Genomic DNA, 24,774 nt, shown 5'->3' with positions numbered 1-24,774 from the left:
AAGCAGGTTAATAATTATTGATCTTGAATACTCTTATGGAAGATTATTTTTGATGCTCTGCATAGAGATCTGTGCAATTACTTTTCTAGGATCACTATCTGTAGTAAGCTGCAGATTACCATTCTTAATGTCGATGTTTTCTACAAATCGATGTGCTCCTGAGCTCAACTGTGCATCGGTAATGATAAACTCCGATTTGGTAACAACATCTTCAGGGTTCTCAAACTCCTCAGGGTTTTCATAACTGTATGGTAATGCTGTTGCTGTTTTTAGCCCTGCAGTATCTTCTTGTAGAATTGTAAGCGTTGTTGGAAGCTTTGTAATCCAAGGTTTACCCTGTTTCAATCCTACAGGTTCTCTCATTTCATCCACAATACTCATATACATTGGATCGCCGATTACAGGAACTTCTTCACCGTTCCAGATCTTTCCTGTACTCAAGAAGAACTGGATCGCATCCTCGAATCCTGGTCTTACCGTAACGATTACTCTCGCCATACCGGATTGTAAGAAACTTCTGAACAAAGGATCTACACTTTCGCTGATGTACATTTCCTGCCAGTGTTTTCTATTTGCCCAATAGTAAGGGTAGAAGCTGTAGCTCATAATATTCCACTCGAAAGCCTGTTCCATGAATTTGGCTAATGCAGTATACTGATCAAGGTTTTCATTTAAGAATACCTGAAAGTTCTCCATTTTATCTCCATCTGTAAAGTTTTGTCCGATGGTATTTGGAGACAGATAATCCTGTAACAAATAGGCAATACAGTTATGCTTCAACACATCATTCTCCATATAACGATAGAAATTACCTGTTTTATCCTTAGCTTCGGCTTCTTTTTCTTTCTGCTCTTTATCTATTCTTGCCTGCTCTTCTTTAAACTTTTCATACGCTTCTTTATATGCTTCGATAATTGCATTGAAGTTTTCAGTCTGCCAAGCCATGACATTGGCATCGTTAGGAACGCAAGGGAATTTTAAAGCGATATTAAATCCTCCAATATTCTTTCCGGAAACTCTGTAATTAAATACTCCTGTAAGATTCAATCCGCCTACACCTTCTGTTCCATTCAGGGTTTGGTTTCGGGTTTCTTTATAATAGCTTCCTCCTTTCAGGTTACCGAAAGACAAATAGGCAGGTAATATATAATTCCCCTGAAAGAACCCTGATCTGTTTCTTTGCTTGTTATAAGCCCACACAATAGATGCTGAAGTTGCTTTATAGCCATCCGGAATTTCCAGATTAGAATCAAAGAAAACACCTTCGCCTTCAGTTTGTGGACTTCCGTTGGCATTTAAAATAACTTCTTTGCCAGGCATTTCTGCAGTCAGTGTTACTCCGTAGATATCTGCCCAATACTGTAAAAGCTGTCTCGTTGCTTCTTTAGGACTTGCCATTGTGTAAGGAGCAGGAGCTTTTCGTGGATCAATCGGTGCAGTCAGTACATCTGCTTTTGCCACTGCAGTAGCCAAACGGTGTAATCTTGCAGGTTCAGGAATCATAAATTCAAACATGGTACGCTTCCCATAGTTATAGATCTGATTTTTATATTTCATATCTACCCATCTATACACACCTACAACGTGCTTATCTCCGTTTCTGTTGTCGAAACCGTGAGCATTGTTTTCTTCATATTCTTCGATGATCTTTTCAATCCTTTCCTCAGAGATCTTCGTAAGAAGCTTATCAGTAGCTTTATTGGTAATCTCCTGTGATTGAGTCATTGCCTGACGTACACTGTTTTCCTTTGCATTATGGGTGGCAAGACTTCCTCCTACTTCAAATCTTCCGTAAACTTCAGAATCTTTGCTCCAGTTGGCATAAGCCTGCGCAGTGGTATCTTTCATGATTACGTTGGCAACTTCAGACTGCATATCGTGTCTCGTCGTGGAAGTTGTATCGGTAAGGGTTTCGCGTTCTGTTGACTTGGAAGCTGTCGTCTGAATTTCGGTTTTTCTGAGCCTTCTCGTTGATTTCTGCTTAAATTCCCGTGCCATAATATTTTCAATATGCGTGACATCTCCCGGAACATAAGCATGAGTACTCTGTACTACTTTCATATATTCTGCAATACCCAATCTTTTCAATCCAAACAGTTTTCTTGCAACCGGTGTTCCTTCTGTTGGCTCTTCCTCTCTCGGTCCTTCTTTTCCTGGTTTTAAGGTAAGCAGACCAACCTGTGCTGTATTGTTAGGGATTTTCAATAATTCAAGATATGCTTCTCTTCCATTATTGAAATAAATATCTATTCTTATCCTGGAAACAGATGAAAATTTATTAACCATGACCGCCGGGAAACTAACCATCCCATTCAGCACATCAACATTTCCTAATGCTTCCTCATGATATCCTGTATTGGATTCCAATATAATTCTGGCATTGGCAACATTCCATGAATTATCTTGCACTTCAAAAGAGAAATTAATAAATCCATTATCAGGAACAAAAGCAGATCTTCTGAAAACCGCCAATAAGTTATAGGCAAGATGGGTTCTTGTCAAAGATTCTCCAACCGGAATAAGAGCTCCTCCAATGTTGGCGTATTGAGTCTGTTCCAGTACGGTATTATCCAAAGCTGCCTGAAGGGCAGAAGCAGCATGACTTTGTATCTGACTAAATACATCCTCAAAAGTCTGATAGCTGTTATCAATTTGAAGAACCTGTGTACCTATTCTTAATTCTGAATCTGAGACTACCTCCATTTTTGCACCTGCCGGAACTTTAGAATAAAATTCAGCATTAGTTTCCTGGGCAGCACATAAGCTTATAAATAATTCAAATGATTCTGCAGATAGTTTTTTTTGAAGTTCTAAAATGTCAATTTCATTTTGATAAGAAAATTCAAACGGAGGAACTTCAAACTTTTTTAATTGCTCATACAATTTTCTAAGTTCTTCATCAGATGCTTTGTGTTCTATAAGATAGTTAATCTCATCTAAGATCCTTGCAGACTCTTCTCTCTGGTACTGATATCGAGCCATATATTCATCATAAGCAGACTGATAGTTTTTAGCCTTCGCATTATAATACGATTTCTGAATTTTCTCCAGTTCTGTATTTAGTCTTTCCAGCTTTTCTTTTTGAAGAAGAGCCTGGGTGACTACTAAATCAGTTTTTGCATTGACTTTTATTCTTTCTAAAACTTTTGTTGAAAGCTGACTGGTTTCTGACATTGCTGTTCTGTTGGCTAATGTAGAACTGATTACTTCTTCTTCAACAAAAAGTTCTTTAGGCATTACGACCTTAGCTTCCAATGCTTTGGCTAATAGATCTGAGCCATTTATTTTTGTAAGCTCTTGAGTTGGCGAAAGAGTTTGAACATATCCTATATGCAAAGCTTTTAAAATATGTACAATAGCCTCTTTTGCATAAAAATCTTTTTGGGTAACCACCTGATAAATCAAATTATCCCATAATTTTTCTATTTCAACCTGTCCGGAAGAATAGCGCTCTTTTGTTTTGGCAAACTCTTCATTTGAAAGAATTTGTTTTTTTGTTATTTTTCGCCCTACTTTAAGGAGGGATAAGTATTGACTGTTTTCCAGATCATGCTCTGTAAGTATCGCTGAAAATGATCTGCATAAGTTTTCTAAAGCTTTTAGTTTAGATATTCCTGCTCTGTTTTTCACAGCCTGATCAAAAGAATTGTTCAGAATAGGTCTGTGAATAAATCCCAAATTTTCTTTCTTCGTTTCCGTAAGCTGAGGATTTCTCATGCTTATGAATCTAAAAAGAGTCTGTGAAGTATTGTTTGTAATATTGTCATTCATGACAGCTTTGTTATCTGTTGACATTTTTTTGTAGATTTGTTTGATTTTATAAAGGTTAAGATTTGAAGCTTCTTTTTAGTAGAGATACTTCATTTTTTAGCCTTATTTTTTTAGGTGGTTTAAGGCTAAAAATATCCACCGTAATTCTTGATAGCAAGCTTCATTTTCTGTCGTTTTTTCTTACAGCAAAGATCAGCGGTCATAACGACAGAACTCGTCGCAAAAAATTGTAATTAGAAAAAATTATGTCACAACCCAAAAATTTTTTTGGATGCTATTATCTCTATTAAAATTGAATCTAAATTGGATTTCAATTTAAATCATGCAGTAGGAATATACAGAAGGTCATTTAATGTCGAAACAACTTTAGAAATAATATATGAAAAGACTCATCTTTAGAAAGAAGTAAAATGATTAGTTAGAATGAATTATTTTTAAAATTTGTTAATTAAAAATGAACAGTAATGTTTATTCAATTGATTGCCCCGAAAGCATTACGCACTAATTAACAATTTATATTTTCACAATTCCAAATTCGCATATAATGGGTAATGATCACGAACATGGTAAATAGATTCACCAAAAGCTACATTTTGGCTACTTCTAATTTTGATTTAATTTATGAAATGGAAGATGTAGAAAAAAATCTTGATAAACAATAATGCTTTGTGAAATTTATAACCTGATTGGTTTAAACATAAAAACAAAAAGAATCCTTGACTCACTACAGCTCTCCACTAAAGAAGAAAAGATAAAAGAGGCTCAAAAGAAATTGGACAGGGAATTTAATTACAAAAATACTCTATTTTATTACCGTGATTTGAGCGAAGCCGCTGTTTCTGGCAGATCCATTAGTAAAAGATTTATTTTTATCTAAATTTTCAGTTCTTAATGTTTTTTTCCTCTTAATAGTTCTAAAATACCGGATTAAAACTGTTTTAAAAAGTGTTTTTATATTTAAAAACTAAGATAAGAGTTTCTATATAAAAAGGCTCAGATTATACAATCCAAGCCTTACATTTTACTTTACACACTTCGTGGGAGAGTGTCATGAGTTTTCCCTCCAAAACCAATTTGTCAGAAAGAAAACTCACCAAAATATCTTTCATCTGATTAATGAAATTTCCTCCGACAGACTGCCATTGTTCTAATAAAAATGATTTTATTCTCAGTTTAAACAATTTTACCTACAAAAACTCTCAATCCAAACGTTTTTGTTTTTCGGCGTTGTGCATTTTGATTTCCTGCACTCCATTGATCAGCTCAATGACCCCCTCGCTTTGTTCTTGGGAAACATGTGAAAATCTTTTATAATCGAGTTCTCTTCGCTTTCCAAGATAGTGATCCATCCTATTTATAAAATAGTTCCAACCAGATAAACTACAAATAATCTGTAATCGTAAAACAGTAAAACGATACTGAAAGTGATCAGATTAAGTAATGAAAACAATGTGTTTAAAGAAGAATTGTTCAAAAATTGCTCAATTCTAAGATGGTCGTTGATTCTATGCATGATATCTCTCGTCATTCTCATATAAAAGAAACTGATCGGAAGTTTCATCAATTTAATAAAGAAATTGGAGATAATTGAAATATTGATTCTGGCAGAAAGGTGAAGTAAGATCCATCTCCGGATAACCTCTATTCCAATTCTGCCAAGAAATAGTATAAACTGAGTAAGTAAATCAAAATAAATGAAATTCAAATCTTGATTCTGAATTCCTTCATCTACAATGCTTCGAGTAAGGAAAGGCAGGATAAGTGACAATAAACTTTCCGCTAACAACAATCGCCAATTGAACGATCAACGATTTGTATTTCAACAAATATTTTGATAGAAATGAAAAACTCGCTCTACTTTCCTGGTCGTCAAATTCTGTCTGAAAAAATGCGGGAATAGTTTCGAGAATCAAAGCAATGCCTTCTTCGGTATTTTCGTTGGCTTTTTCGCCAATCCATCTTTGATAAATTCTTCTTGCGTATAAGTAATCAAATCGTAACTCGGATCTGAAATATAGACAACGTTGTTTTTATTGATTTTGTAAACGACTACAAAGTGATTTTTTGTTCTAGTGTACAATACACGGGAACGGACTTCTTCATCCAATGTATTAAAATCAATCTGTACTCCCAGAGAACGGAAGCCTAAATCTTCAGCAGCATCACTCACTCCAAGCAGACTGCTTTCTTTCCCTTGTCATTTCTGAAGGTTACGGATCTGCTGTAACGAAATACTTTTCCGTAGTACTTGCTAATTATACTGAGACATGTGGAACAGCAGTCTTTGGAATTGGGTTGTTTATCGAAAGGGGAAATTTTAAATTTCATTTATAATTTCATCATCTTTTAGTAAATCATCTACGAAATAATGAATATCTTCTCTATCATATGCATCTGGAAATTTGTAAACATTGAGGAGGATATTTGGCGTAAAAGTAAATTCTTTTTCAAAATTTTCATTTGCAATTGCCTCCAATTCTACTAAATATGTGTTTTCAAAATTCGGAATTTTTTTGATGAAGTTTAAATTAAGCGTATCGCTAAATGCTAATATAAATGGATAATTGGGGTGAGATTCTAATTAGAAATGGAATTCTTGTTTACTTAGTTTCAACCATTTTTTAATATTTTCTAAGTTCACTTTATGCAGTATTTTAATTTATTTTATATAATTGTAAGTCAATATAATTGTTGTTTTTTAGCATTTGTGTTTGGATATACTTTTTTTCTTCTCTTTTCTTTTGTGTAAAATCTATTTCATTCCCATTATTATCAAAACTTTTACCATTTAATAAACCTGGATTTATATTCATAAATTGTTCGGTTGCACCCATTGGATTTCTTTTAAAATTATTCCAAATTTTATTAAATTCAAATTTATTTATTTGAACAGGTAACAAATACTGTTTATAAATAAAATTTGTTACTGCGTGTGCAACTTTATAATTTGCTATTAATAAAAAGGAATGCTGGTTTTGTAAATCATTTATTTTAACTATTAAGCCAGGCAGGTTTGCAAAAACATATGGACCATCATGTATTAAAATGTCTTGTGTAAACCAAGCTTCCCATGTACGTGCACCATAATTGATTTCAGCTTTTTGGCAATTGTAGTTTTGTATTATTTTTTTTTCTTTTGTAAGCTTCCAATTTGTTAACGGCTGCTGTATAACTTTAAACGGTTGAATACCAATATAATCAATGGAATAGGTACTTTTTTCACTTTTAAAAACATTATTAATAAATAGACCTTTAGAGATTTTTACGTTAGCTGGACTTTCATTATTTTTAATAGCTTTTGCAATAGCTGAATCTCTCTTTGCTCCATTATCACTAACAAATTCAGTATGGTTATCAAAAACTTCTAACCTAGTCTCTTCATATAGCAAACTATCTATTTTTGTTGAATCAGGAACAAATTTATATGAATATATAAATCGATGAGTTTGTGAATAACAGAAAAAAGGTAAAAGGAATAAGACAAGATAAGTAAGTTTCTTCATTGAGTGGTATTTGATTTATTATTAAAAGACTATAATTTTCACAATTAAATCCATTTTTAAATAAATTTATTAATTAAGCCTTTTTTGAATAGAAATGCAACAATGCCAGTGAAGAATGTTTGGTGAAAAATTGGTGTAATTTTGATCAATTATTCAATGCTAATGCATAAAATTTTCTTTAGGATGAGTTGCCAATGTATTCAAAAAGAACTTTATATTTTGGTTAAGAATAATAATTTTAAAATAAGATACATAAATTAACGTTACCAGATTTTTTTTGATTTAATAAAAAAAGCCATCAAAATAAACTTTGACAGCATTATACAGTTTAATAGAAATCTAGTAAAGATATAGTTTTTTTGAAAATACTATGGCTCTATACTTGGATCTGCATTGCATGGCCCGCATGGAGCTGGTGTAGTAGGTGCTGAACAACAATTCCAATGCCCAGGTCCGCCAAAGTCATTCCAAATGCCACCATGTGCACAACCTGGAGCGGCCGGACAAGTTGATTGTATACCACGATCACCACCTTTAAGTGAACGTAATTCTCCTCTCGAGAGCTTTTTAAGATTTTTCATATTATTATTCTTTAATTTTGTCATTAGTGACAGATTCAAAACTAGAGAATTTTTTTGTCATACAAAAGTGAAAATTATTGCTTTTTTACAGCCTGTATTTCTGCATTTGCGGAATTATTATTATTTTTACCACCACACCAAAAATTAAAATGATAAAAAGTAAACTTATAATATCTCGAAAATCAAGAAATATTTCACAGACCGATATTGCAACTTACCTAAAAATTAGTCAAACTCAATACCAGAAAAGAGAAGCAGGTAAAATTAAAATAATGTTTGATGAGTGGAAGAAAATTGCAAAACTTTTAAATGTGCCTATCGAAGATATATTTGAAGAACATCAAGAAATTGCAGATCAGAGAAGCTTAAAAGATGAAATCGATTCTATTAAAAAACGACTTATAATATTGGAGACAAAATTAGCAAAAACACACATTTAGATATTTTGGCAAATGATAATTTATTAAGAACGAACAATTTACACAAATAAGTGATAAATTACAATTTTCAATGACTCAAATTGACGTCTTTGTTTTCATAAAATCTCCACTTAAAATTTCCTACATAAACAAGATGTAATAATAAAGGCGAAGTTACAACTGAAGCTTTATCATAAGTATATGCAAAATGTGTTTCAAGTGATCTAGATAATATTTATTTATTGTTTTAACAAATGATAGAAAGCGTCCAAAAGAATTAATAGATTTGTTTTATACTATCTCTTCTCTTCACCATTAGTAAGTTCTGTGTTCCTTACCTCTATTTGGATCAAAAAAAGAGCCCACGCCTTTGTATATACATTTAGTATGTATTTAGTCACTGTTCAAGACCTCAGCCTGCGGGTTTACAAGCAACCTCATTTTTTTTAAGCTAGCCGATGATCAATTCGATTCTGCCCTTTTCAGCTTTATATTTTATTTTGGTCTGCAGGTCGTAATACTCCAGTTATTGAGCACAAATTCCTGTTCTTTTGCAATACCAATTTTGTCTTTCTAATTTTTAAGAATAAGGATGCCCGTTTATTGCTGGATGCAGAAATCAATAAGCTTCTTGCTGTAAAAATGAAGTCGATAGCTTACTGTTCAATACCGTGCTTTTGTTTCCGCTTGGCTCCATTTCCGTAATGAGCCCAAGTAATGCTAGAATGAATCTTTTCTGACTTGCCTGTATTGCAAGCCTGCGGTATAAAAACTCTTTAGAGCCAATATTGATTCGTACATTATTGGCTTTTACAACAATAGGATGTTCTAATGACAAGGAAGCTTCTGCAATTTTGGCTTTTAAAGCGTGTTCTTCATTTTCAAATTCAAATACTGTAAGCCAAAAAATTTTTCCGTCTTTCAGCTGGATCTGAGATGTGCAAAGTTTTATCTCATCTCTTAAAATACGTTCCATGATCAATCTTTTATCAGAGAAGGCCTTCCCTAAATAAGTCTTAACCTGAATCGCAAACATATTGAAGCAAAACGCTTTTGTTCAGAATCATATCTCATTTTGCCGATGTATTTTACAGGAATCGGAATGTTTCTTTTAAAGTTTCTTCGTGATTTTGTTCCCTGCCAATACTCTACTTTGTTTTCAGAAAAGGTTGACGGAATCATATTATTCAAACTTCCCAGAATATCAGTCGGGATCTCACCTTTGAAAAGGTCGAAGACTATTCTAGCAGTTGTATTTGTTTTGGAACGACTTAGATAGGATATTGTATAAGGTTAAACATTCTATTGATCTTTTAACGATAGAATATTGTCTTCAGCAATATTTGCACGGTAGATACATAAACTATGTGTCAAAAAAAGATTGATTAATTATTCAATTTTCATGCAAGAAATTTCCATTGCAAACAAATAGGACACTAGTAAAACTTTGTGAAGTACATATATTGATCAGTAACAAATAATATAAGAGAGAAATTTAGTTGTAATTTATGAGTGTAAAAACATTTACCTAAGATATTCTGTCTTAACATGAATGCGAAATGATGAGATGAGTGAAGTCTCAAGTACGAAAATAAAATGTTCAAGTGGAATTAAATTAGTAGAAAATGAGTAAAGTTGAATCTTCCCCTATTGTTTTCTCCTTTAAAATAAAAAACTCTCTGCTAACCTTAGTTACAGAGAGTTTTAAGTACCCCAGACGGGACTTGAACCCGTACGTCCTTGCGGACACAGGATTTTAAGTCCTGCGTGTCTACCAGTTCCACCACCAGGGCATGGTGTGGAGCGAAAAACGGGACTCGAACCCGCGACCCCAACCTTGGCAAGGTTGTGCTCTACCAGCTGAGCTATTTTCGCATAATTTGTGCGGATGAAGGGACTCGAACCCCCACGCCTCACGGCACCAGATCCTAAGTCTGGCGTGGCTACCAATTACACCACATCCGCATTATTATTTTGAGCTATTTTAAAGAACTTGTTTCGTTTTTGTGAGTGCAAATATAGGGCAATAATTTGTATTTGCAAGTCTTTTCACAAAAAATTTTATTTTTTTTACAAATTTTATTTCCGGGTTGCTTTATTACATTTCAATTTACTACTTTTACAAAGTTAATATTTACGATATGGAATTACAAGGAACGGTAAAGAAAATCACTGATGTTCAAACATTTGCAAGTGGTTTCCAAAAGAGAGAAATGGTTATTCTTACACAAGAACAATATCCACAGCCTATCAACATCGAATTTTTACAGGATAAAATAAATTTATTGGATGCCTTGAAAGAAGGAGAAAATGTAAAAGTAGGAATCAACATCAGAGGAAGAGAATGGGTTTCGCCGCAGGGAGAAACAAAATACTTCAATTCTATCACAGGATGGAGAGTAGAAAAAGTAATGGATAACGGTACAGGTGCAGAGCCAACTCAGGCATCTTCACAACAATCAGCAGCACCGGTTTCTAATGAAAATCCTTTCGCCGGAGACGATGATGATGATCTGCCTTTTTAATCTAAGCATATAATCAAATACAATCCCGCTTTTTAAGTGGGATTTTTTTCACCTATGATCCGACTGGACCCAAACGAAATCTCATTTCCCAATCCGCAGCATTACGACTGTCACGAAGGTATTATCGCCTACGGCGGCGACCTGTCTATGGAAAGAATATGGTTTGCCTATCAGAACGGTATCTTCCCCTGGTTTAATCCGGGAGAAGAAATTCTCTGGTGGTGCCCGGATCCCAGATTTGTACTCTTTCCCCAAAATCTGAAAGTCTCGAAATCGATGCGGAAAATACTGAAAAATGAAACTTTTACCTTCACGGAAAATCAGAATTTCAGGGAAGTGATCAGAAACTGCCGGGAAGTCACCCGAAAAGGACAGGACGGAACCTGGCTTTCAGACGAACTGATGGAATCTTTTATCCGGCTTCACGATTATGGCTTTGCCAAAAGCATTGAGGTCTGGCAGGATGACCGTCTTGTAGGTGGGTTTTATGGCCTTCAGGTTGGCAAAGTATTTTGCGGGGAAAGTATGTTCGCCAAGGTAAGCAATGCTTCTAAAGCAGGCTTTATTTATTTTGTGGAAAAATATCAGGATGAACTGGTACTGATCGACTGCCAGTCTCATACCGAACATCTTGAAAGCTTAGGCGCCACCATGATTCCCAAACAGGAATTTCTAAAAACACTACACAAAAACAATGAACGCTGATAAAGAAAAATGGATTCTCCTGATCATCCTGAGTATTATCTGGGGATCATCATTTATTCTCATCAAAAAATCACTGGAGCACTTCTCCCCTTACCAGGTCGGAGCACTGAGAGTTCTGATCGCAGGAATTATCCTGATGCCGGTCGCAATTTCTAAATATAAACTTTTCCCTAAAAAACATCTGAAGTGGCTGATATTAGCTGCTTTTACAGGAAATTTCATCCCGATGTTCCTGTTTCCTATCGCTGAAACGCAGATCAGCAGCAGTATTGCCGGAATCATCAATTCGATGATGCCCATATTTGTGATCATTGTTGGCACATTATTCTGGAAGTTTGAAACAACCAAAAGACAGATGACGGGAATTCTGATAAGCTTCACGGGAGTCTGCATGCTTGCGTTCGGAGGCGGAGACGGTTCTCAGTTTAAGATTTTTCCTATTTTGCTGTTGCTTATGGCCACACTGTGCTATGCAGTCAGTACAACAACAGTAAAATCCAAACTCATGGATGTATCGTCAACGGTTCTTTCGGCTTTTGTGTTTTCGTTCGTTTTATTTATACCTTCTCTTTTTGCACTGATCTCTACAGGTTTCGTTTCAACCTTCAGTTTTTCAAAGGAAAATATGACAGGGCTGATGTTTGTAAGTCTGCTTTCAGTATTCGGAACGGGGTTGGCGATGATGATGAACTACCGGCTGCTTAAAGTTTCGACTCCGCTGTTTGCATCAACCGTTACTTTGCTCATGCCGGTCGTAGCCATTATCTGGGGTATTCTGGATGGCGAAAAACTGACGATCTTTCAGTTTATAGGGGCAAGTGTCATTATTGCCGGTCTGATCTTTTTAAGAGCTAAAACTGCTATACAAAAATAAATCCCGCATTACTGCAGGATTATTGTATTTACATTGATCTTGATGATCTGCTTTAATGCTTATAACTAAAAGCAAAACACCAAAAGTTGATTACTCATTCTGACTGTTGAAAAAGCATCATTTTTAAGCTTCCGCTTTCAGGTTCATTAATTCTTTTTCTTCACTTTAGCCTTCACCTTTTTTACCTCATCTTTGATATATGGATATTTTTTCTGCATATCGGTAATCAAGGTCGGGTCTAATTCAAGTGCTTTTTCCAAAGCATCACTGCCTTTATTTTCATCCTTTAAATTGAAATAACAGTTACTGAGCTGGTAATACAGTTCGGCACGGTTATGATGTTCCAAAGCTGCAATCAGGACGGTAACCGCTTCTTCATACTCTCCCACAAGCATCAATACTTCGGTATAGGCATACCAGTTATAAAATCTTGAAGGTTCGGCATCAACCAGCTTTTTGAGACACGAAAGACTTTCTTCAAATTTTCCTGAATCAATAAATAAAAACGCCAGCCTTTTCTGATAATCAAGGTTTCCGTCATTCAGTAAAGTCGCTTCCCTGGCGAAGTGAAGAGCTTCAGGCATTCCGCCCATTTCTTCGTAAAGATAAGACTGCTCCATCATAGACAGGTAAAACTGAGGATCTTCTCTCAGTGATTTCTGAAAATAATTCAATGCTACAGTGGGCTGCTTCAACGCTTTATAGCACAAACCTATTTTATAAAAGGTAAATGCCTTTGTATATTCCAGCTCGAGCATTTCTTCATATACTTCAACTGCTTTTTTGTATTGATTCAAAGCTTCATAACAGGCTGCTTTACTCGCATATACTCCAACAGCGCTGGAATTAATAGCGAGCATATAATCAAACCCCCTGATAGCTTCTTCGTAATTTTTCCTATTGAAATAAAACTGTCCGTATTCGCTCCACGCCACTTCAGAGTACGCAAAATTATCAAGATAGTCATTCAGAAAAGCAATCGCTTCCTCGCTCTTATTCAGGTCACTGAAACAGATCATTGCGTTTTCCAGCGAATATTCATCCGTCGGATCTTCTTTGAGTGCCTGCTGATAATGTTTAAGAGCGTTAAAAGGATCTCCCAGATTGACATATTCATCAGCAATAAAATTATTCAGGAAGTTTTCTTCTTCATTTAATTCCAAAGCTTTTTTGCAGATGTCAATAGATTTTCTCGGATTTCCCAAATTCGAATAATACTTTGCGTAGCAAACGAGGAAGTCTGTATTCTCCATAGAAGAACCTTTTAACTCATCGATCATGTCTTTCGCTGTATTATAATCTTCCCATTCTAAGAGTACTTCAAGCTTTTTGATCTTGATATCCAAAGAATTGGGATGAAGTTTGAGACCGTACGTTACTGCCATATCAGCGTAATTAAAATCTCCCAACTCCAGGTAATAAACAATGATATCATCCAACTCTTCTGTGTCGAAGTAGAATTCATCATTGTTTTCCATCATTTCCTCGAACTTTTTTACAAGTTCATTTCCAAAATATTCTTCCAATATAGTATCTCGCCGTTATTTTCAAAGTTCAAAATTGTTTTATAAACTTCGAAAAAACTTTTTTTAAATTAAATTTTTCCTGTTATCAGGACTTTGCCGGTTTTAAAACAGATAATTTTATTAAGTTTTCTTATTGACTCAATCATCTTTTAAAACTGTTTTTATTAAGATTTTTCAATCTTTAGAAATTACAAATTAGATAAGCATTTCATCATTAAATATACAAAATTCTGAATTAAATCAGACTTTTGATCTTCTCAATCATTCGGTCTCCCAGATCATCAGCTTCCTGTTGCGAGAAAGCTTCTGTATAAATTCTGATAATGGGTTCCGTATTCGACTTACGAAGGTGTACCCAGTTCTTTTCAAAATCGATCTTTACGCCGTCTACCGTAGAAACCTCTTCATTTTGATATTCTTTTTCTATTTTAGTTAAAAGATCATCTACATTTATTTCAGGAGTCAGTTCAATCTTCTTTTTCCCCATGAAATAACCCGGGTAACCTGATCTTAATTCTGAAACGGTTTTGCCTTCTTTAGCGAGATGGGTCAGAAACAGAGCAACACCTACTAAGGAATCTCTACCGTAATGAAGATCAGGATAGATAATTCCTCCGTTTCCTTCTCCTCCGATTACCGCATTTTTTTCTTTCATCAGGTTCACCACGTTGACTTCACCTACTGCACTGGCAAAATATTCAGAATCGTGTGTCTTTGCGACATCTCTCAATGCACGGCTGGAAGAGAGGTTGGATATCGCAGCTCCTTTTTTGTTTTTCAGCAGATAATCAGCAACAGCAACCAGAGTATATTCTTCCCCGAACATTTCTCCTTTTTCGTCCACCAAAGCCAATCTGTCTACATCCGGATCTACAACAACGCCTAAATCTGCATTTTCTTTGATTACCAATTCGCAGATATCTCCCAAATGTTCTTTCAGCGGCTCAGGATTGTGCGGGAAATTTCCGTTGGGTTCGCAGTACAGTTTTACCGTTTCGCAGCCTAATTTATCAAGCAGCATCGGAATAGCAATTCCTCCCGTAGAATTCACAGCGTCCAGAACAATCTTATATTTTTTAGCTTTAACAGCTTCAACATCGACCATCGGCAGATCCAGAATCTGCTGGATGTGAATATCAAAAGCATCATCTCTTGTTTCATATTTTCCCAGATCATCAACCTGAGCGTAATCGAAATCTTCATTTTCGGCCAATGCTAAAACCTCGGCACCATTCTCTCCGGTAATAAATTCTCCCTTTTCATTCAATAGTTTCAGTGCATTCCACTGTTTTGGATTATGTGAAGCAGTAAGGATAATTCCTCCGTCTGCCTTCAGCTCAGGAACCATGATCTCAACAGTGGGTGTAGTAGAAAGCCCTAAATCAACTACATTGATTCCCAACCCCTGTAAAGTGGCGGTAACCAGAGAATTGACCATTGAACCTGAAATTCTGGCATCACGACCGATAATTAAAGTTAAATCTTTTTTATTTTTATTATTCTGAAGCCAGGTTCCGAAAGCAGAAGCAAATTTAACGACATCAAGCGGTGTCAGATTATCATTTACTTTTCCGCCAATCGTTCCTCTGATTCCTGAGATACTTTTTATTAATGACATACTATTTTAATTTCTTTGGGTTCTTCTCTATTTTTTTACTTTCTGAATTTACTCTTCTTTCAAGTTTTTTGATATCTTCTTCAGAAGGAAGCTTTTCCGGAACAATTCCTCTCTCCAACAAAATTTTTCTAACAGATTTATTATTAATTATATGTTCTGAAGAAATTGAATTTTCAGTTTTTAAATCTTTCTCTTTTGTATTAAATATTGTGATTTCAGTTGCGAAATCTTTAGCTTTAATTGTTATTGTTGGAAGAAAGTCAGCAAGAGGTCTATTTTTAGGAATATTTAAAATGTCTTTCATTTGCTGTGTTGTTTTACCAAACAATGCAAAATCCCCCTTGCTTCTTATTATTCCAAAATCCCTGTCATTTCCCGTTTTTTCATAAATAAGACCTGAAAGTTCTCTCTCTGACAGACTAAATTTTTGCCTTGCCTGAAGTCTTTCACACTCTTTTATCCTTTTCTGAATTTCTTCAAACTTTCTTGTTTGTACCGCAAAATAACTTTGAGCAAATGCAATAGGTTCTTTTTGAGGATCTCCATTCTGAGCAATAAGATAACATGCATATCTCGTAAGCATAACATCTTCTATTTCTCTTTGTGAGCCAGAGCCTAATGTAACCATTTTGTTAACGTCAACAAAATGGTCTGAAATATTATTTTCGCTAACTTCACACGACGTTTTAGCTTTAACAATAACATTAGCGAAATTTCTCCATTCTGAATATCCTAGTAATTGCTGTAAATCACGCGCAAACCAAAATTCTATTCCATCATCTGTTTCATGAGAAAAATCTTCAAATGAATTAGTTAGGGATTTTACTTTTTCTAATTTCATGATTGTGTTTCAAACTACAAAAATAAGTAAAATTTGAATCTTAAGTATTTTTAGTTTTCCACAGGAATGTTATATTTCTAAGAACACCCGCAATCCTTGTCACAGCCTGACCTTTTAGAATCAAATTTCTTTGGCGCAAAGTTTTTCCTGATCAGCCTGTATAAAGAATAGCAGGCAAAAACAACCAGAAGAGCAATAATTACATATTGAAAAATTAAGGAAGAATCCATTTTATTTTAAAATTTGATATACGATCATGGACACAAAATATGCCAAACCTGTCATCATGACCATCTGAAAACCTGTCCATTTCCAGCTTTTTGTTTCCCTGTAAACCACTGCAACCGTAGAAATACACTGCATTGCAAATGCATAGAATAAAAGTATCGAAATACCTGTGGCAAAGCTGAATACTTTTTCACCATTTGGTTTTACATCCTGTCTCATTTTATCGATCACTTTTCCTTCAGGAGCATCATCATCCAGACTATATAAAGTTGACATAGTACCTACGAATACTTCTCTTGCAACAAAGCTTGTCAGTATTCCCACTCCCATTTTCCAGTCATATCCCAAAGGTGCAATAGCAGGCTCGATAGCTTTCCCCATTTTAGCCAGATAAGAGTGATCCAGTTTAACATCTGTTGCTACTATCTGATCCGGACTCTGTTTCGGTCCGAAATAACTCAGAAACCAGATGATGATACTGACAATAAAAATAATCTTTCCCGCTCCGGTAATAAAGTCCCATACTTTCCCCAAAACCATTTTCAGGTCATAGCCGAAGAGTGGTTTTTTATACGTTGGAAGATCCATCACCAGATATGTTTTTCCTTTATTTTTAATAAATCCTTTTAAGATTGCAGCAGAAAGCAGTGCTACGAAAAATCCAAGAAGATACATTCCCAGAAGAACCAGAGCCTTATACTGAATCCCAAAAATAGTTTTATCCGAGATAATCAAGCCAATGATAATGCTGTATACCGGAAGCCTTGCCGAGCATGTCATAAATGGCGTCACCAGTATGGTCAGCAATCTTTCTCTGAAATTTTCAATGTTTCTTGTTGATATGACCGCAGGAATGGCACATGCCGTTCCGGAGACCAGAGGCACGATACTTTTTCCGTTTAATCCGAACGGCCTTAAGAATCTGTCCATTAAGAAAATAACCCTCGCCATATATCCTGAATCTTCCAGAAGATACAGAAAGTACAGTAAAATACCGATTTGCGGTGCGAAAATAATGATGCCGCCCAATCCCGGAACAATTCCGTTTGAAATCAGTGAATTGATCGGGCCTTCCGGCAAATGCTCTCCACTGAATGCTGAAAGCCATGCAAAAAATTCGTCGATCCAGTTCATCGGATATTCTGCAATGAAAAAAACGCTCTGAAAAATAATGAGCAGTATCATTAAAAATACAATGTATCCCCAAAAAGGATGAACGAGCACCTTATCCAGTTTTTCTGTCAGCAATTCCTTGAACTGCGGTTTTTTGGAAATGACATCCGATAATATTTTATCAATATTCTGATATCTCCTGACTACTTCCTGAACCTGCAGCCGTTTCGGAACCAGGCTTTTAGCTTCTGGATCGCTAATTAAGTCCGTTGCTGAATTCAATGCATTGACATCTGTCGCTAATGACAGGCTCATCCATGCTTTGTAATGGTTTTCAAATTGATGATGTCCCGAAACTTTTTTTAAAAAATCTTTATGCCCGGAGGGAATTTCGAATGAAGGATCCTCAGTTTCCTTAAAATCATTGTTCAGAACAGCTTCCTGAATGGCTTCAATTCCTAACTGTTCTTTTGCATTGGTCTGGATAATTTTGATATTCAAAGCCTCAGAAAACTTTTTGATATCTATATTGACCCCTCTTCTTTCTGCCTGATCCATCTGATTCACCACCAGGATCATCGGAACACCCAGATCCTGGATCTGCTGAAATAAAAGAAGTCCTCTTTTTAAACTGAGAGCCTCCAGAATGTATATAACTCCTGCAAAATCTTTTTGACCCTCCAAAAGGAATTTAGAAAAAATAGCTTCATCTTCTGAACTGGGATAGATACTGTATGACCCGGGAAGATCGATAATTTCAACTTCCTCATTTTTATACGTATAACTGCCTGAATGGCTTGAAACAGTAACCCCTGCATAGTTTCCTGTTTTTTGCTTTGTATTGCAGAGTGCGTTAAAAACCGTTGATTTTCCTACATTCGGATTTCCTACTAAAAGTACCTGTTTTTTGTTTTTTTCCTGCATTAATTCCAATCTTCTACGATGATAAACTCTCCTTCTTCTTTACGAAGTGCAATCCGGCTTTTTTCTTCGCCGAACTCCACATACAAGGGACCGTTGAAAGGAGCCTGATACAGAATTCTGAAAACAGTTTCAGGCAAGAGCCCCATTTCTATGATTTTATTAGGCATTTTAAGGTGATCATTGTCATAGCCCAAAATTTTCCCAAGTTTATTTTTAGGAAAGCTGCTTAAAGTTTGTGAATAGTTATCTTTCAATATCTATGTTTTTGTACATGCAAATATACGTTATTTAAATTTAATCTAAATAACGCTTCCATAAGGGAATAATCCGTTAACAACACAAACTGAAATTTCCAATTTCAGAAAACTTTTTTTCATCTGCTTTATCCGGATAACAATAAACCCAAATACATGACTGTATTTGGGTTTATTTCAATATAGTTGAGTTAAATATGAATGTTATTTTTTATCTTTTTCTTTACCTACTTTTTCCAGGTTTCCTACATTGACTGTCGGAGATTTTTCAATTGGGTTGTCATTAGAATTAAAAAAATCTTTTGCCATTTTTTCCTGTTTTTTCATCATTTCACCAATAGTAATGTCAGACCCTGGCATTTTCATATTAGACATTTCCGGAGTTATTCTCTGACGAAATTCACCCATTGGATCTTTTTTAAATGTCGCATAAGCTTTTTCAAATTTTTCTTTCGTTGTAGGGGTTACTGTATTTGACATCCCATATTTCGCATTCACTTTTTCAGAGTAAGAAAGTTCTTCGTAATTATCAATTTTCTTATTCCCGCTCAGCTTCCATGAGTAATGCTTTTCAGAATCTTCGATCTTAACAATCAGTCCTGGTAAGCCATAAAATTTATAAGGTCCGTCCTGAAAAGGAATATCTGTACTGAACCATGCTGTCCATTTTCTTCCTGCAAAATCAGTAGTTGCTTTTTGAGTGTTATATTCCCCCACTTTTTCTTTTTCAGGAAGAATATTCCATTTAAATTTAATATCATCTTCGTAGCTAAATAGATTCATACTGATTCTATCCACATACTGCTCTTTCATTTCAGGATATATTTTTATAATCTTATATGAGAATTTTGGCATTTTAATAAACTTAGACATATCTTTAAATGACTTAGTTTTTTCCATTTCCTCAACAGCTCCTTTGATGATTGAATCCTGAGCCGGTACGGTATAATCCTGATAGATTGATTTTTTACCTGTGATATCCAGAAGGGTGATTACCTTATCAATTTTTGTTGAATCCTGCTTCGGCTTAAAAGTCAGTTCATAAAAAAAACGGTTGGCAGTTTCCTGTGCATGTGCAATGGTGCAAACTGCGATCAATACTATTGAGAATAAATTTTTCATTTTTAATAACATTTATATAATTAGTGAACAGTTGTACAATTTTGTTACATAATATTTTATTAAAATTTATTTCTTTATTTATTTACATTTTTTAATTTTAAATAAATCCGAAAATAGATATGTATGGACACCTTAAAACAACTCAGAGAAGAACTTGTAGCCGAATACCAGACAACTTTACAGTTTTTTGAAATTTATCCTGATGATAAAAATGATTACAGTCCGCATCCCAAAAGTATGAAGATGGCGCACCTTGCCACCCATATTGCGGAAATCTTTGGCTGGATGGGCTTTATGCTCAGCAGTTCTGAAGTAGATTTATCCAAAAGCGGTATGCAGCCTCAATTAATCACCACCAGAGAAGATTTGCTGAAAACTTTTGAAAATAATTACAGATCGAGTAAGCAGGCTTTAGAAAAAGCAAAAGAGGAAGACCTTCTTCCAGACTGGTCTTTGAAGAATGATGGACAAACACTTTCTTCATGGACCAAGTATGGAGCTATCCGTCACAGTCTGAATCAAATTACCCATCACCGTGCACAATTGGGAATCTATTACAGGCTTAATGATATTCAGCTGCCTGGAAGCTATGGTCCGACAGCAGATATACAGGACTTTTGATTTTAAGCATAAAAAAAACCAACCTCAGAGAGATTGGTTTTTCCTTTTTTATTTAAAATTGAATTTTACCGTAAACATGACTTGGCTTGGTCGGAGTAAAACTCTGGTGTATGTAATATTTGTTGTATTAATGTCATAAGTTTCAAACACTTTTTTGTTGGCTATATTCATCCACTTCACTTCGAAATCAATTTTCTTTTTTGACCACGTAAACTGGTAAGAAAGATCGTAGAATCCATTTCGGTAATCTTCATTAACAGCACTCGTATTTACCTGATCCCAGCTGAACCCTACAGTATGATTTTCGATAGGATAGAAAAAGAGTCCGAGATTGTGTGTAAATCCGTTTCTGGCTGCACTGGAATTTACTCTTCCTGTACTTGTCTGGTTTGTTCTTGTGATACTGGCATTATAATCTACACTCATCCAGCTGAAGTATGTATTGTTAAATTTAAGTCCGAATGACTGACTGTTATTTTTGTTTGTAAATGATGCGTTATTTAAAAAAGCATCGGATTTTGATGTATTGTTGCTGTAACTTAATGATGCATTGGTTTTAAATTTTGGGAAGTACTTCCCGATTTCAGCACTATACCCACTATTCACTATATTATTGTCCTGTTCGATATACTGCATAACTGTATATCCTCCAATGATTGTAGGATTTGAAATCAGGTTTCTCTTCGCATCAGAGAGTCTGTAATTGACATTAAAGAACAAATTGTTCAGAGGGTTTCTATATTCCAATCTCAGTCCTGCAGATTTATTGTTGTTTTCAGGAATAGGATTTGAAGCATCCATAGCATTTAAAGCAGTCGGCGAAGTCATCAGAAATCCTGAATAAGCGGTGTTTACTTCACCGAAATTATTACTGATATTTCCGTTCAGAGACGCTTTGAAAAAAGAAGCGAAATTATACTGAGCAAAAACATTGGGCTCAAAAGTCACTTTATTTACAGATCTTGAAACATTCCTTAAAGGATCTTCTGCTGAGATATTATTTGAATTCACAGGAACGTTTGCATAAAGCATCCAAGAATCATTTTTGAAATTAATACCAACACTTGCATAAGGTGTTGCAGTAGTATATTTCAAATCGTTATCAAAAGCAATCCCATAACCGTAAGGCTGACCTTCCTGATAGTTGGTAAGTGCTGATCGTAAATCAGTCATTTTATAATTAAAACCTAATTCAGGAGTGAAAGTCCAGCCCTTAGCTGAAAAACCAATATTTGCAGAATGATTTGCTTCAAAGGTTTTCAGCTGTAGATTTTGCCTTACTGATTCCGCAGCTCCTCCGGGATTAAAGCCAGGAATCCGAAGATAAGATGCAGGAGTAACGTCAAGTTTCTGACTGTCATTTTGATAATTGATGAATGACAGTACATTCACCATCTTTTCTTTCCATGGAATAATTGTACTCAATGAGTTTTGAAAAGAAGAAGTCGGAGACTGGATGGCCTGATTTCCGGTTCTGCTGAAAGAACCGTCTGTTCGGTCTACTATACCCCGGTCAGCATTCCAGAATTGTGAAAAACTGGTCGTGTTTTTGAAAAAGCCTTTTTTTGCGTTTTTTGTAAAAACCAATTCCCCTTTTGCTTTATCTGTATAGAAATTGTTTAAAATATTGGTTGTTACTCTATAGGCAGGAATTTCATCGGTAGCAAAAAAATCTGTCTGACTGTAAGCTTCTCTTTCAACTGCATTATTGGTATAATTTGCACTTGCTTTCAGTTCCCACTCTTTTTTCTTATCAATATTGGTAAGATAGTTTGCGGATAGATAATGTACATTATTAAATAAATATCTTCTGACAGGCAAATTTGGAGTCAGTGCATTTTCAACATTTAGCCAGTCATTTTGGGAAGCGTTTATCCTTCTCCCTTCATATCTACTTCCAAATCCTAAAATATTTCCTTCGTTTTCTACCTGCTCCCCAACATTGTTTGTTTTATAATTGACCACCCACTGGCTTTTCTGTCCGAAGAACATGGGTGTCAACTTTACATTCCAAAGCCATGGATCCCCGAAACCGGTTCCCACTTCACCTCTTCCTGTCATTGTCACAGAATTTTTAAGCTTAATATTGATAGCCGCTGCGTCAGACGGTATTTTTCCCTGAAGCATTTTAACGGGTTGATGGTTTTCAAGAACCTCAACTTTCTGAACAGCATCTTTCGGAAGCGAGTTATTGATTGTTCCGTAACCGCCTTCCATTAAATCTTTTCCGTTCACATAGAATTTATTGATGGCATTTCCCTGATAAAGGATGGAACCATCTGCATTCACTTCAATTCCCGGTATTTTTTTCATAACATCTGCCAGGGTACGGTCATTTTTGCTGTCAAATGCTTTGAGGTCATATGCAATCGTATCTCCTCTTGAGGTAATCATTTTGGTTTTCAGCTGGACTTCCTTAATTTCTGTAGCTTCAGACTGCATTTGAAAAGTCATCGTCTGATCAATGTTACTGATCTGTTTAGTCAATGGCTTCTGATTAAAAGCCTTAACCTTCAAATCAACAAATGACTGTGCTGTTGTGAATGTTACTTTATATTCTCCTTTGGAATTGGTAATTCCATAGGCAAGGATAGCATCTTTGCCAGGTTCTTCAACTGTTACACTGGCACTTGGGATCGCCACACCGTCTTCATCTGTAATTTTTCCGGAAACTGTTTTCTGTGCGAAAGCAATTATAGAAAAAAACACCATGAGAAATAAGGAGATTTTTCTGTTCATAATTTATTATTTGAATGATTAGTTATTTGTTATGGTTTTTTGTTACAAATTATAGAGATATAATTTTGTGTCAAATGTTAAATTCATTTTATAACTACAAAAATAGTGATATTTTTATTAAGATTGATTTTTATTTTCTAACGTGTGTATTTTAACTAAAAAAAATAAGCCTAAATTTTGAAACCAATGACCAAACCTAAGATACAGGCAATATCAGTACACTGTAACCTGTGAGTACAGATATCCATAAAATTATTTTAAGCATATATTTTGATATAACAGTAACTAAAAAAATTAGGGACTGTTTCTGAAATAATTACAAACCCTTTAGATTTTCAGATCCTACAGTTTATATTAATTCTTTTTTCGTGATAAAATAATGGTCCTCTAAATAAATGATGAACATCATAGATTAAAAAGAACAGTATTTCAATTTTGGTATATATATATTTAATAATTTTGTAACATAAAATTTATAAAAATGGGGGTTATTCTAAAACCTATAGATATTGTAGATGATATCACTCAGGAAGAGTTCCGCGAGAAATATCTGATACCGAGAAAACCGGTTGTGATCAAAAATATGGCCAGAAAATGGCCGGCCTATCAAAAATGGACAATGGATTATGTGAAAGAAGTGGTAGGTGACGTTACCGTTCCCCTTTATGACAGTGCCAAAGCCGATCCTTCCGCTCCTATCAATACGCCTACTACAGAAATGAAGTTTGCAGATTATATTGATCTCATCCAAAGAGAACCGACTGATCTGAGAATTTTCTTCTTTGATCCCATAAAAAGGGCCAACAAGCTGTTGGAAGATTACATTTCTCCTTCAGAACTGATGGGTGGCTTTCTAGATAAATACCCGTCAATGTTTTTTGGAGGAAAAGGTTCTGTGACGTTTTTACATTATGATATTGATTTAGCACATATTTTTCACACCCATTTTAACGGAAGAAAACACGTTCTTCTTTTTGAACAAAAATGGAGAGACAGACTTTACAAGCTTCCTTATGCCACATATTCTTTAGAAGATTTTGATATTTCGAATCCTGATTTTGAAAAATTCCCTGCACTGGACGGCATTGAGGGAATTGAATGTTTTCTGGAACATGGCGATACTTTATTTATGCCAACAGGATGGTGGCACTGGATGAAATACCTCGACGGCAGTTTTTCACTTTCACTCCGTGCATGGGATAAGTCCTGGGCTGTAAAAGCAAATTCTTTATGGAACCTTACTGTTCAAAGAAATTTTGACAATATCATGAAAGGTCAGTTCAAAAAGAAATATATGGACTGGAAGGAGAAAAAAGCTGTTGAAAGAGCCAATTATGCTTTGAAAAAAGGTTTACCTAGAAAATAATAAAAATACGCTTCAAAAATTGGAGCGTATTTTTTGTTTTACTT

The 24,774-nt window shown here is 35.1% G+C and carries 21 protein-coding genes and 3 tRNA genes; 6 read left to right on the top strand and 18 right to left on the bottom strand.

The window, feature by feature from the left end:
* Positions 1–33 precede the first annotated feature (33 nt).
* The 7 genes from AC2A07_RS13185 to AC2A07_RS13155 all read right to left on the bottom strand — a co-directional run bounded on the left by AC2A07_RS13185 (position 34) and on the right by AC2A07_RS13155 (position 7,855).
* Positions 34–3,795 (bottom strand): hypothetical protein, encoded by a 3,762-nt coding sequence (locus AC2A07_RS13185; protein WP_484050802.1) that lies wholly within the window; start codon positions 3,793–3,795, stop codon positions 34–36.
* 1,175 nt (positions 3,796–4,970) lie between these two features.
* Positions 4,971–5,120 (bottom strand): hypothetical protein, encoded by a 150-nt coding sequence (locus AC2A07_RS13180; protein WP_484050801.1) that lies wholly within the window; start codon positions 5,118–5,120, stop codon positions 4,971–4,973.
* Positions 5,121–5,125: 5 nt separating this feature from the next.
* Positions 5,126–5,539: an ABC transporter transmembrane domain-containing protein gene (locus tag AC2A07_RS13175; RefSeq protein ID WP_484050883.1), complete on the bottom strand. Its 414-nt coding sequence runs from the start codon at positions 5,537–5,539 to the stop codon at positions 5,126–5,128.
* A 141-nt stretch (positions 5,540–5,680) separates the two neighbouring features.
* Positions 5,681–5,941: a cysteine peptidase family C39 domain-containing protein gene (locus tag AC2A07_RS13170; protein ID WP_484050800.1), complete on the bottom strand. Its 261-nt coding sequence runs from the start codon at positions 5,939–5,941 to the stop codon at positions 5,681–5,683.
* A 147-nt stretch (positions 5,942–6,088) separates the two neighbouring features.
* Positions 6,089–6,247 carry a hypothetical protein gene (locus AC2A07_RS13165; RefSeq protein WP_314494639.1) on the bottom strand — a complete coding sequence of 53 codons (159 nt, stop codon included), beginning with the start codon at positions 6,245–6,247 and terminating at the stop codon, positions 6,089–6,091.
* Positions 6,248–6,425: 178 nt separating this feature from the next.
* Positions 6,426–7,274: a GLPGLI family protein gene (locus tag AC2A07_RS13160; protein WP_484050799.1), complete on the bottom strand. Its 849-nt coding sequence runs from the start codon at positions 7,272–7,274 to the stop codon at positions 6,426–6,428.
* A 368-nt stretch (positions 7,275–7,642) separates the two neighbouring features.
* A complete protein-coding gene (locus AC2A07_RS13155) occupies positions 7,643–7,855 on the bottom strand; it encodes a bacteriocin-like protein (RefSeq protein ID WP_484050882.1) in 213 nt (70 codons plus the stop codon).
* A 149-nt stretch (positions 7,856–8,004) separates the two neighbouring features.
* On the opposite strand from AC2A07_RS13155, the gene AC2A07_RS13150 reads away from it, so the two are divergent.
* Positions 8,005–8,295, top strand: a complete 291-nt coding sequence (locus tag AC2A07_RS13150; RefSeq protein WP_484050798.1) for a helix-turn-helix transcriptional regulator — start codon at positions 8,005–8,007, stop codon at positions 8,293–8,295.
* 598 nt (positions 8,296–8,893) lie between these two features.
* On the opposite strand, the gene AC2A07_RS13145 is transcribed toward AC2A07_RS13150, so the two are convergent.
* From AC2A07_RS13145 to AC2A07_RS13130, 4 genes are all read right to left on the bottom strand, one after another.
* Positions 8,894–9,250 carry a hypothetical protein gene (locus AC2A07_RS13145; protein WP_484050797.1) on the bottom strand — a complete coding sequence of 119 codons (357 nt, stop codon included), beginning with the start codon at positions 9,248–9,250 and terminating at the stop codon, positions 8,894–8,896.
* A 733-nt stretch (positions 9,251–9,983) separates the two neighbouring features.
* A tRNA-Leu gene (locus AC2A07_RS13140) sits at positions 9,984–10,067 on the bottom strand.
* 6 nt (positions 10,068–10,073) lie between these two features.
* Positions 10,074–10,149 (bottom strand) — tRNA-Gly (locus tag AC2A07_RS13135).
* Positions 10,150–10,157: 8 nt separating this feature from the next.
* A tRNA-Leu gene (locus tag AC2A07_RS13130) sits at positions 10,158–10,239 on the bottom strand.
* A gap of 176 nt (positions 10,240–10,415) precedes the next feature.
* Between AC2A07_RS13130 and AC2A07_RS13125 the strand changes: the two genes are divergently transcribed.
* The 3 genes from AC2A07_RS13125 to AC2A07_RS13115 are packed head-to-tail and all read left to right on the top strand — an operon-like array spanning position 10,416 to position 12,378.
* Complete coding sequence (locus AC2A07_RS13125; protein ID WP_484050796.1) at positions 10,416–10,799, top strand: DUF3127 domain-containing protein; 384 nt, start codon at positions 10,416–10,418, stop codon at positions 10,797–10,799.
* Positions 10,800–10,853: 54 nt separating this feature from the next.
* Positions 10,854–11,504 (top strand): leucyl/phenylalanyl-tRNA--protein transferase, encoded by a 651-nt coding sequence (aat, locus tag AC2A07_RS13120; RefSeq protein WP_484050795.1) that lies wholly within the window; start codon positions 10,854–10,856, stop codon positions 11,502–11,504.
* Entirely contained in the window at positions 11,494–12,378 is an 885-nt protein-coding gene (locus AC2A07_RS13115; RefSeq protein ID WP_484050794.1) for a DMT family transporter, read from the top strand. Before aat ends, AC2A07_RS13115 begins: the two co-directional genes overlap by 11 nt.
* Positions 12,379–12,524: 146 nt before the next feature.
* Here the strand turns inward: AC2A07_RS13115 and AC2A07_RS13110 are convergent, their stop codons facing one another.
* The 6 genes from AC2A07_RS13110 to AC2A07_RS13085 all read right to left on the bottom strand — a co-directional run bounded on the left by AC2A07_RS13110 (position 12,525) and on the right by AC2A07_RS13085 (position 20,004).
* On the bottom strand, positions 12,525–13,904 hold the full coding sequence (locus AC2A07_RS13110) for a tetratricopeptide repeat protein (RefSeq protein WP_484050793.1): 1,380 nt from the start codon (positions 13,902–13,904) through the stop codon (positions 12,525–12,527).
* Positions 13,905–14,139: 235 nt separating this feature from the next.
* On the bottom strand, positions 14,140–15,522 hold the full coding sequence (gene glmM / locus AC2A07_RS13105; RefSeq protein WP_484050792.1) for a phosphoglucosamine mutase: 1,383 nt from the start codon (positions 15,520–15,522) through the stop codon (positions 14,140–14,142).
* Between the two features lies 1 nt (position 15,523).
* Positions 15,524–16,363, bottom strand: coding sequence for a DNA damage-inducible protein D (gene dinD, locus AC2A07_RS13100; RefSeq protein WP_484050791.1), 840 nt, complete (start codon positions 16,361–16,363; stop codon positions 15,524–15,526).
* 231 nt (positions 16,364–16,594) lie between these two features.
* Complete coding sequence (feoB, locus tag AC2A07_RS13095; protein ID WP_484050790.1) at positions 16,595–18,628, bottom strand: ferrous iron transport protein B; 2,034 nt, start codon at positions 18,626–18,628, stop codon at positions 16,595–16,597.
* A complete protein-coding gene (locus AC2A07_RS13090; protein ID WP_314494578.1) occupies positions 18,628–18,882 on the bottom strand; it encodes a FeoA domain-containing protein in 255 nt (84 codons plus the stop codon). Before AC2A07_RS13090 ends, feoB begins: the two co-directional genes overlap by 1 nt.
* A gap of 204 nt (positions 18,883–19,086) precedes the next feature.
* Positions 19,087–20,004 carry a GLPGLI family protein gene (locus tag AC2A07_RS13085; RefSeq protein WP_484050789.1) on the bottom strand — a complete coding sequence of 306 codons (918 nt, stop codon included), beginning with the start codon at positions 20,002–20,004 and terminating at the stop codon, positions 19,087–19,089.
* Positions 20,005–20,127: 123 nt separating this feature from the next.
* On the opposite strand from AC2A07_RS13085, the gene AC2A07_RS13080 reads away from it, so the two are divergent.
* Complete coding sequence (locus AC2A07_RS13080; RefSeq protein ID WP_484050788.1) at positions 20,128–20,625, top strand: DinB family protein; 498 nt, start codon at positions 20,128–20,130, stop codon at positions 20,623–20,625.
* A 48-nt stretch (positions 20,626–20,673) separates the two neighbouring features.
* Here AC2A07_RS13080 and AC2A07_RS13075 read toward each other — a convergent pair whose 3' ends face one another.
* Positions 20,674–23,364 (bottom strand): hypothetical protein, encoded by a 2,691-nt coding sequence (locus AC2A07_RS13075; RefSeq protein WP_484050787.1) that lies wholly within the window; start codon positions 23,362–23,364, stop codon positions 20,674–20,676.
* 481 nt (positions 23,365–23,845) lie between these two features.
* Here AC2A07_RS13075 and AC2A07_RS13070 point away from each other — a divergent pair, with 481 nt between their 5' ends.
* On the top strand, positions 23,846–24,730 hold the full coding sequence (locus tag AC2A07_RS13070; RefSeq protein ID WP_314494568.1) for a cupin-like domain-containing protein: 885 nt from the start codon (positions 23,846–23,848) through the stop codon (positions 24,728–24,730).
* Positions 24,731–24,774: the final 44 nt, after the last annotated feature.

The sequence above is a fragment of the Chryseobacterium sp. HNCC26DJ238 genome, from assembly GCF_057180465.1.
This window is presented reverse-complemented; position numbering and strand designations above follow the sequence as displayed.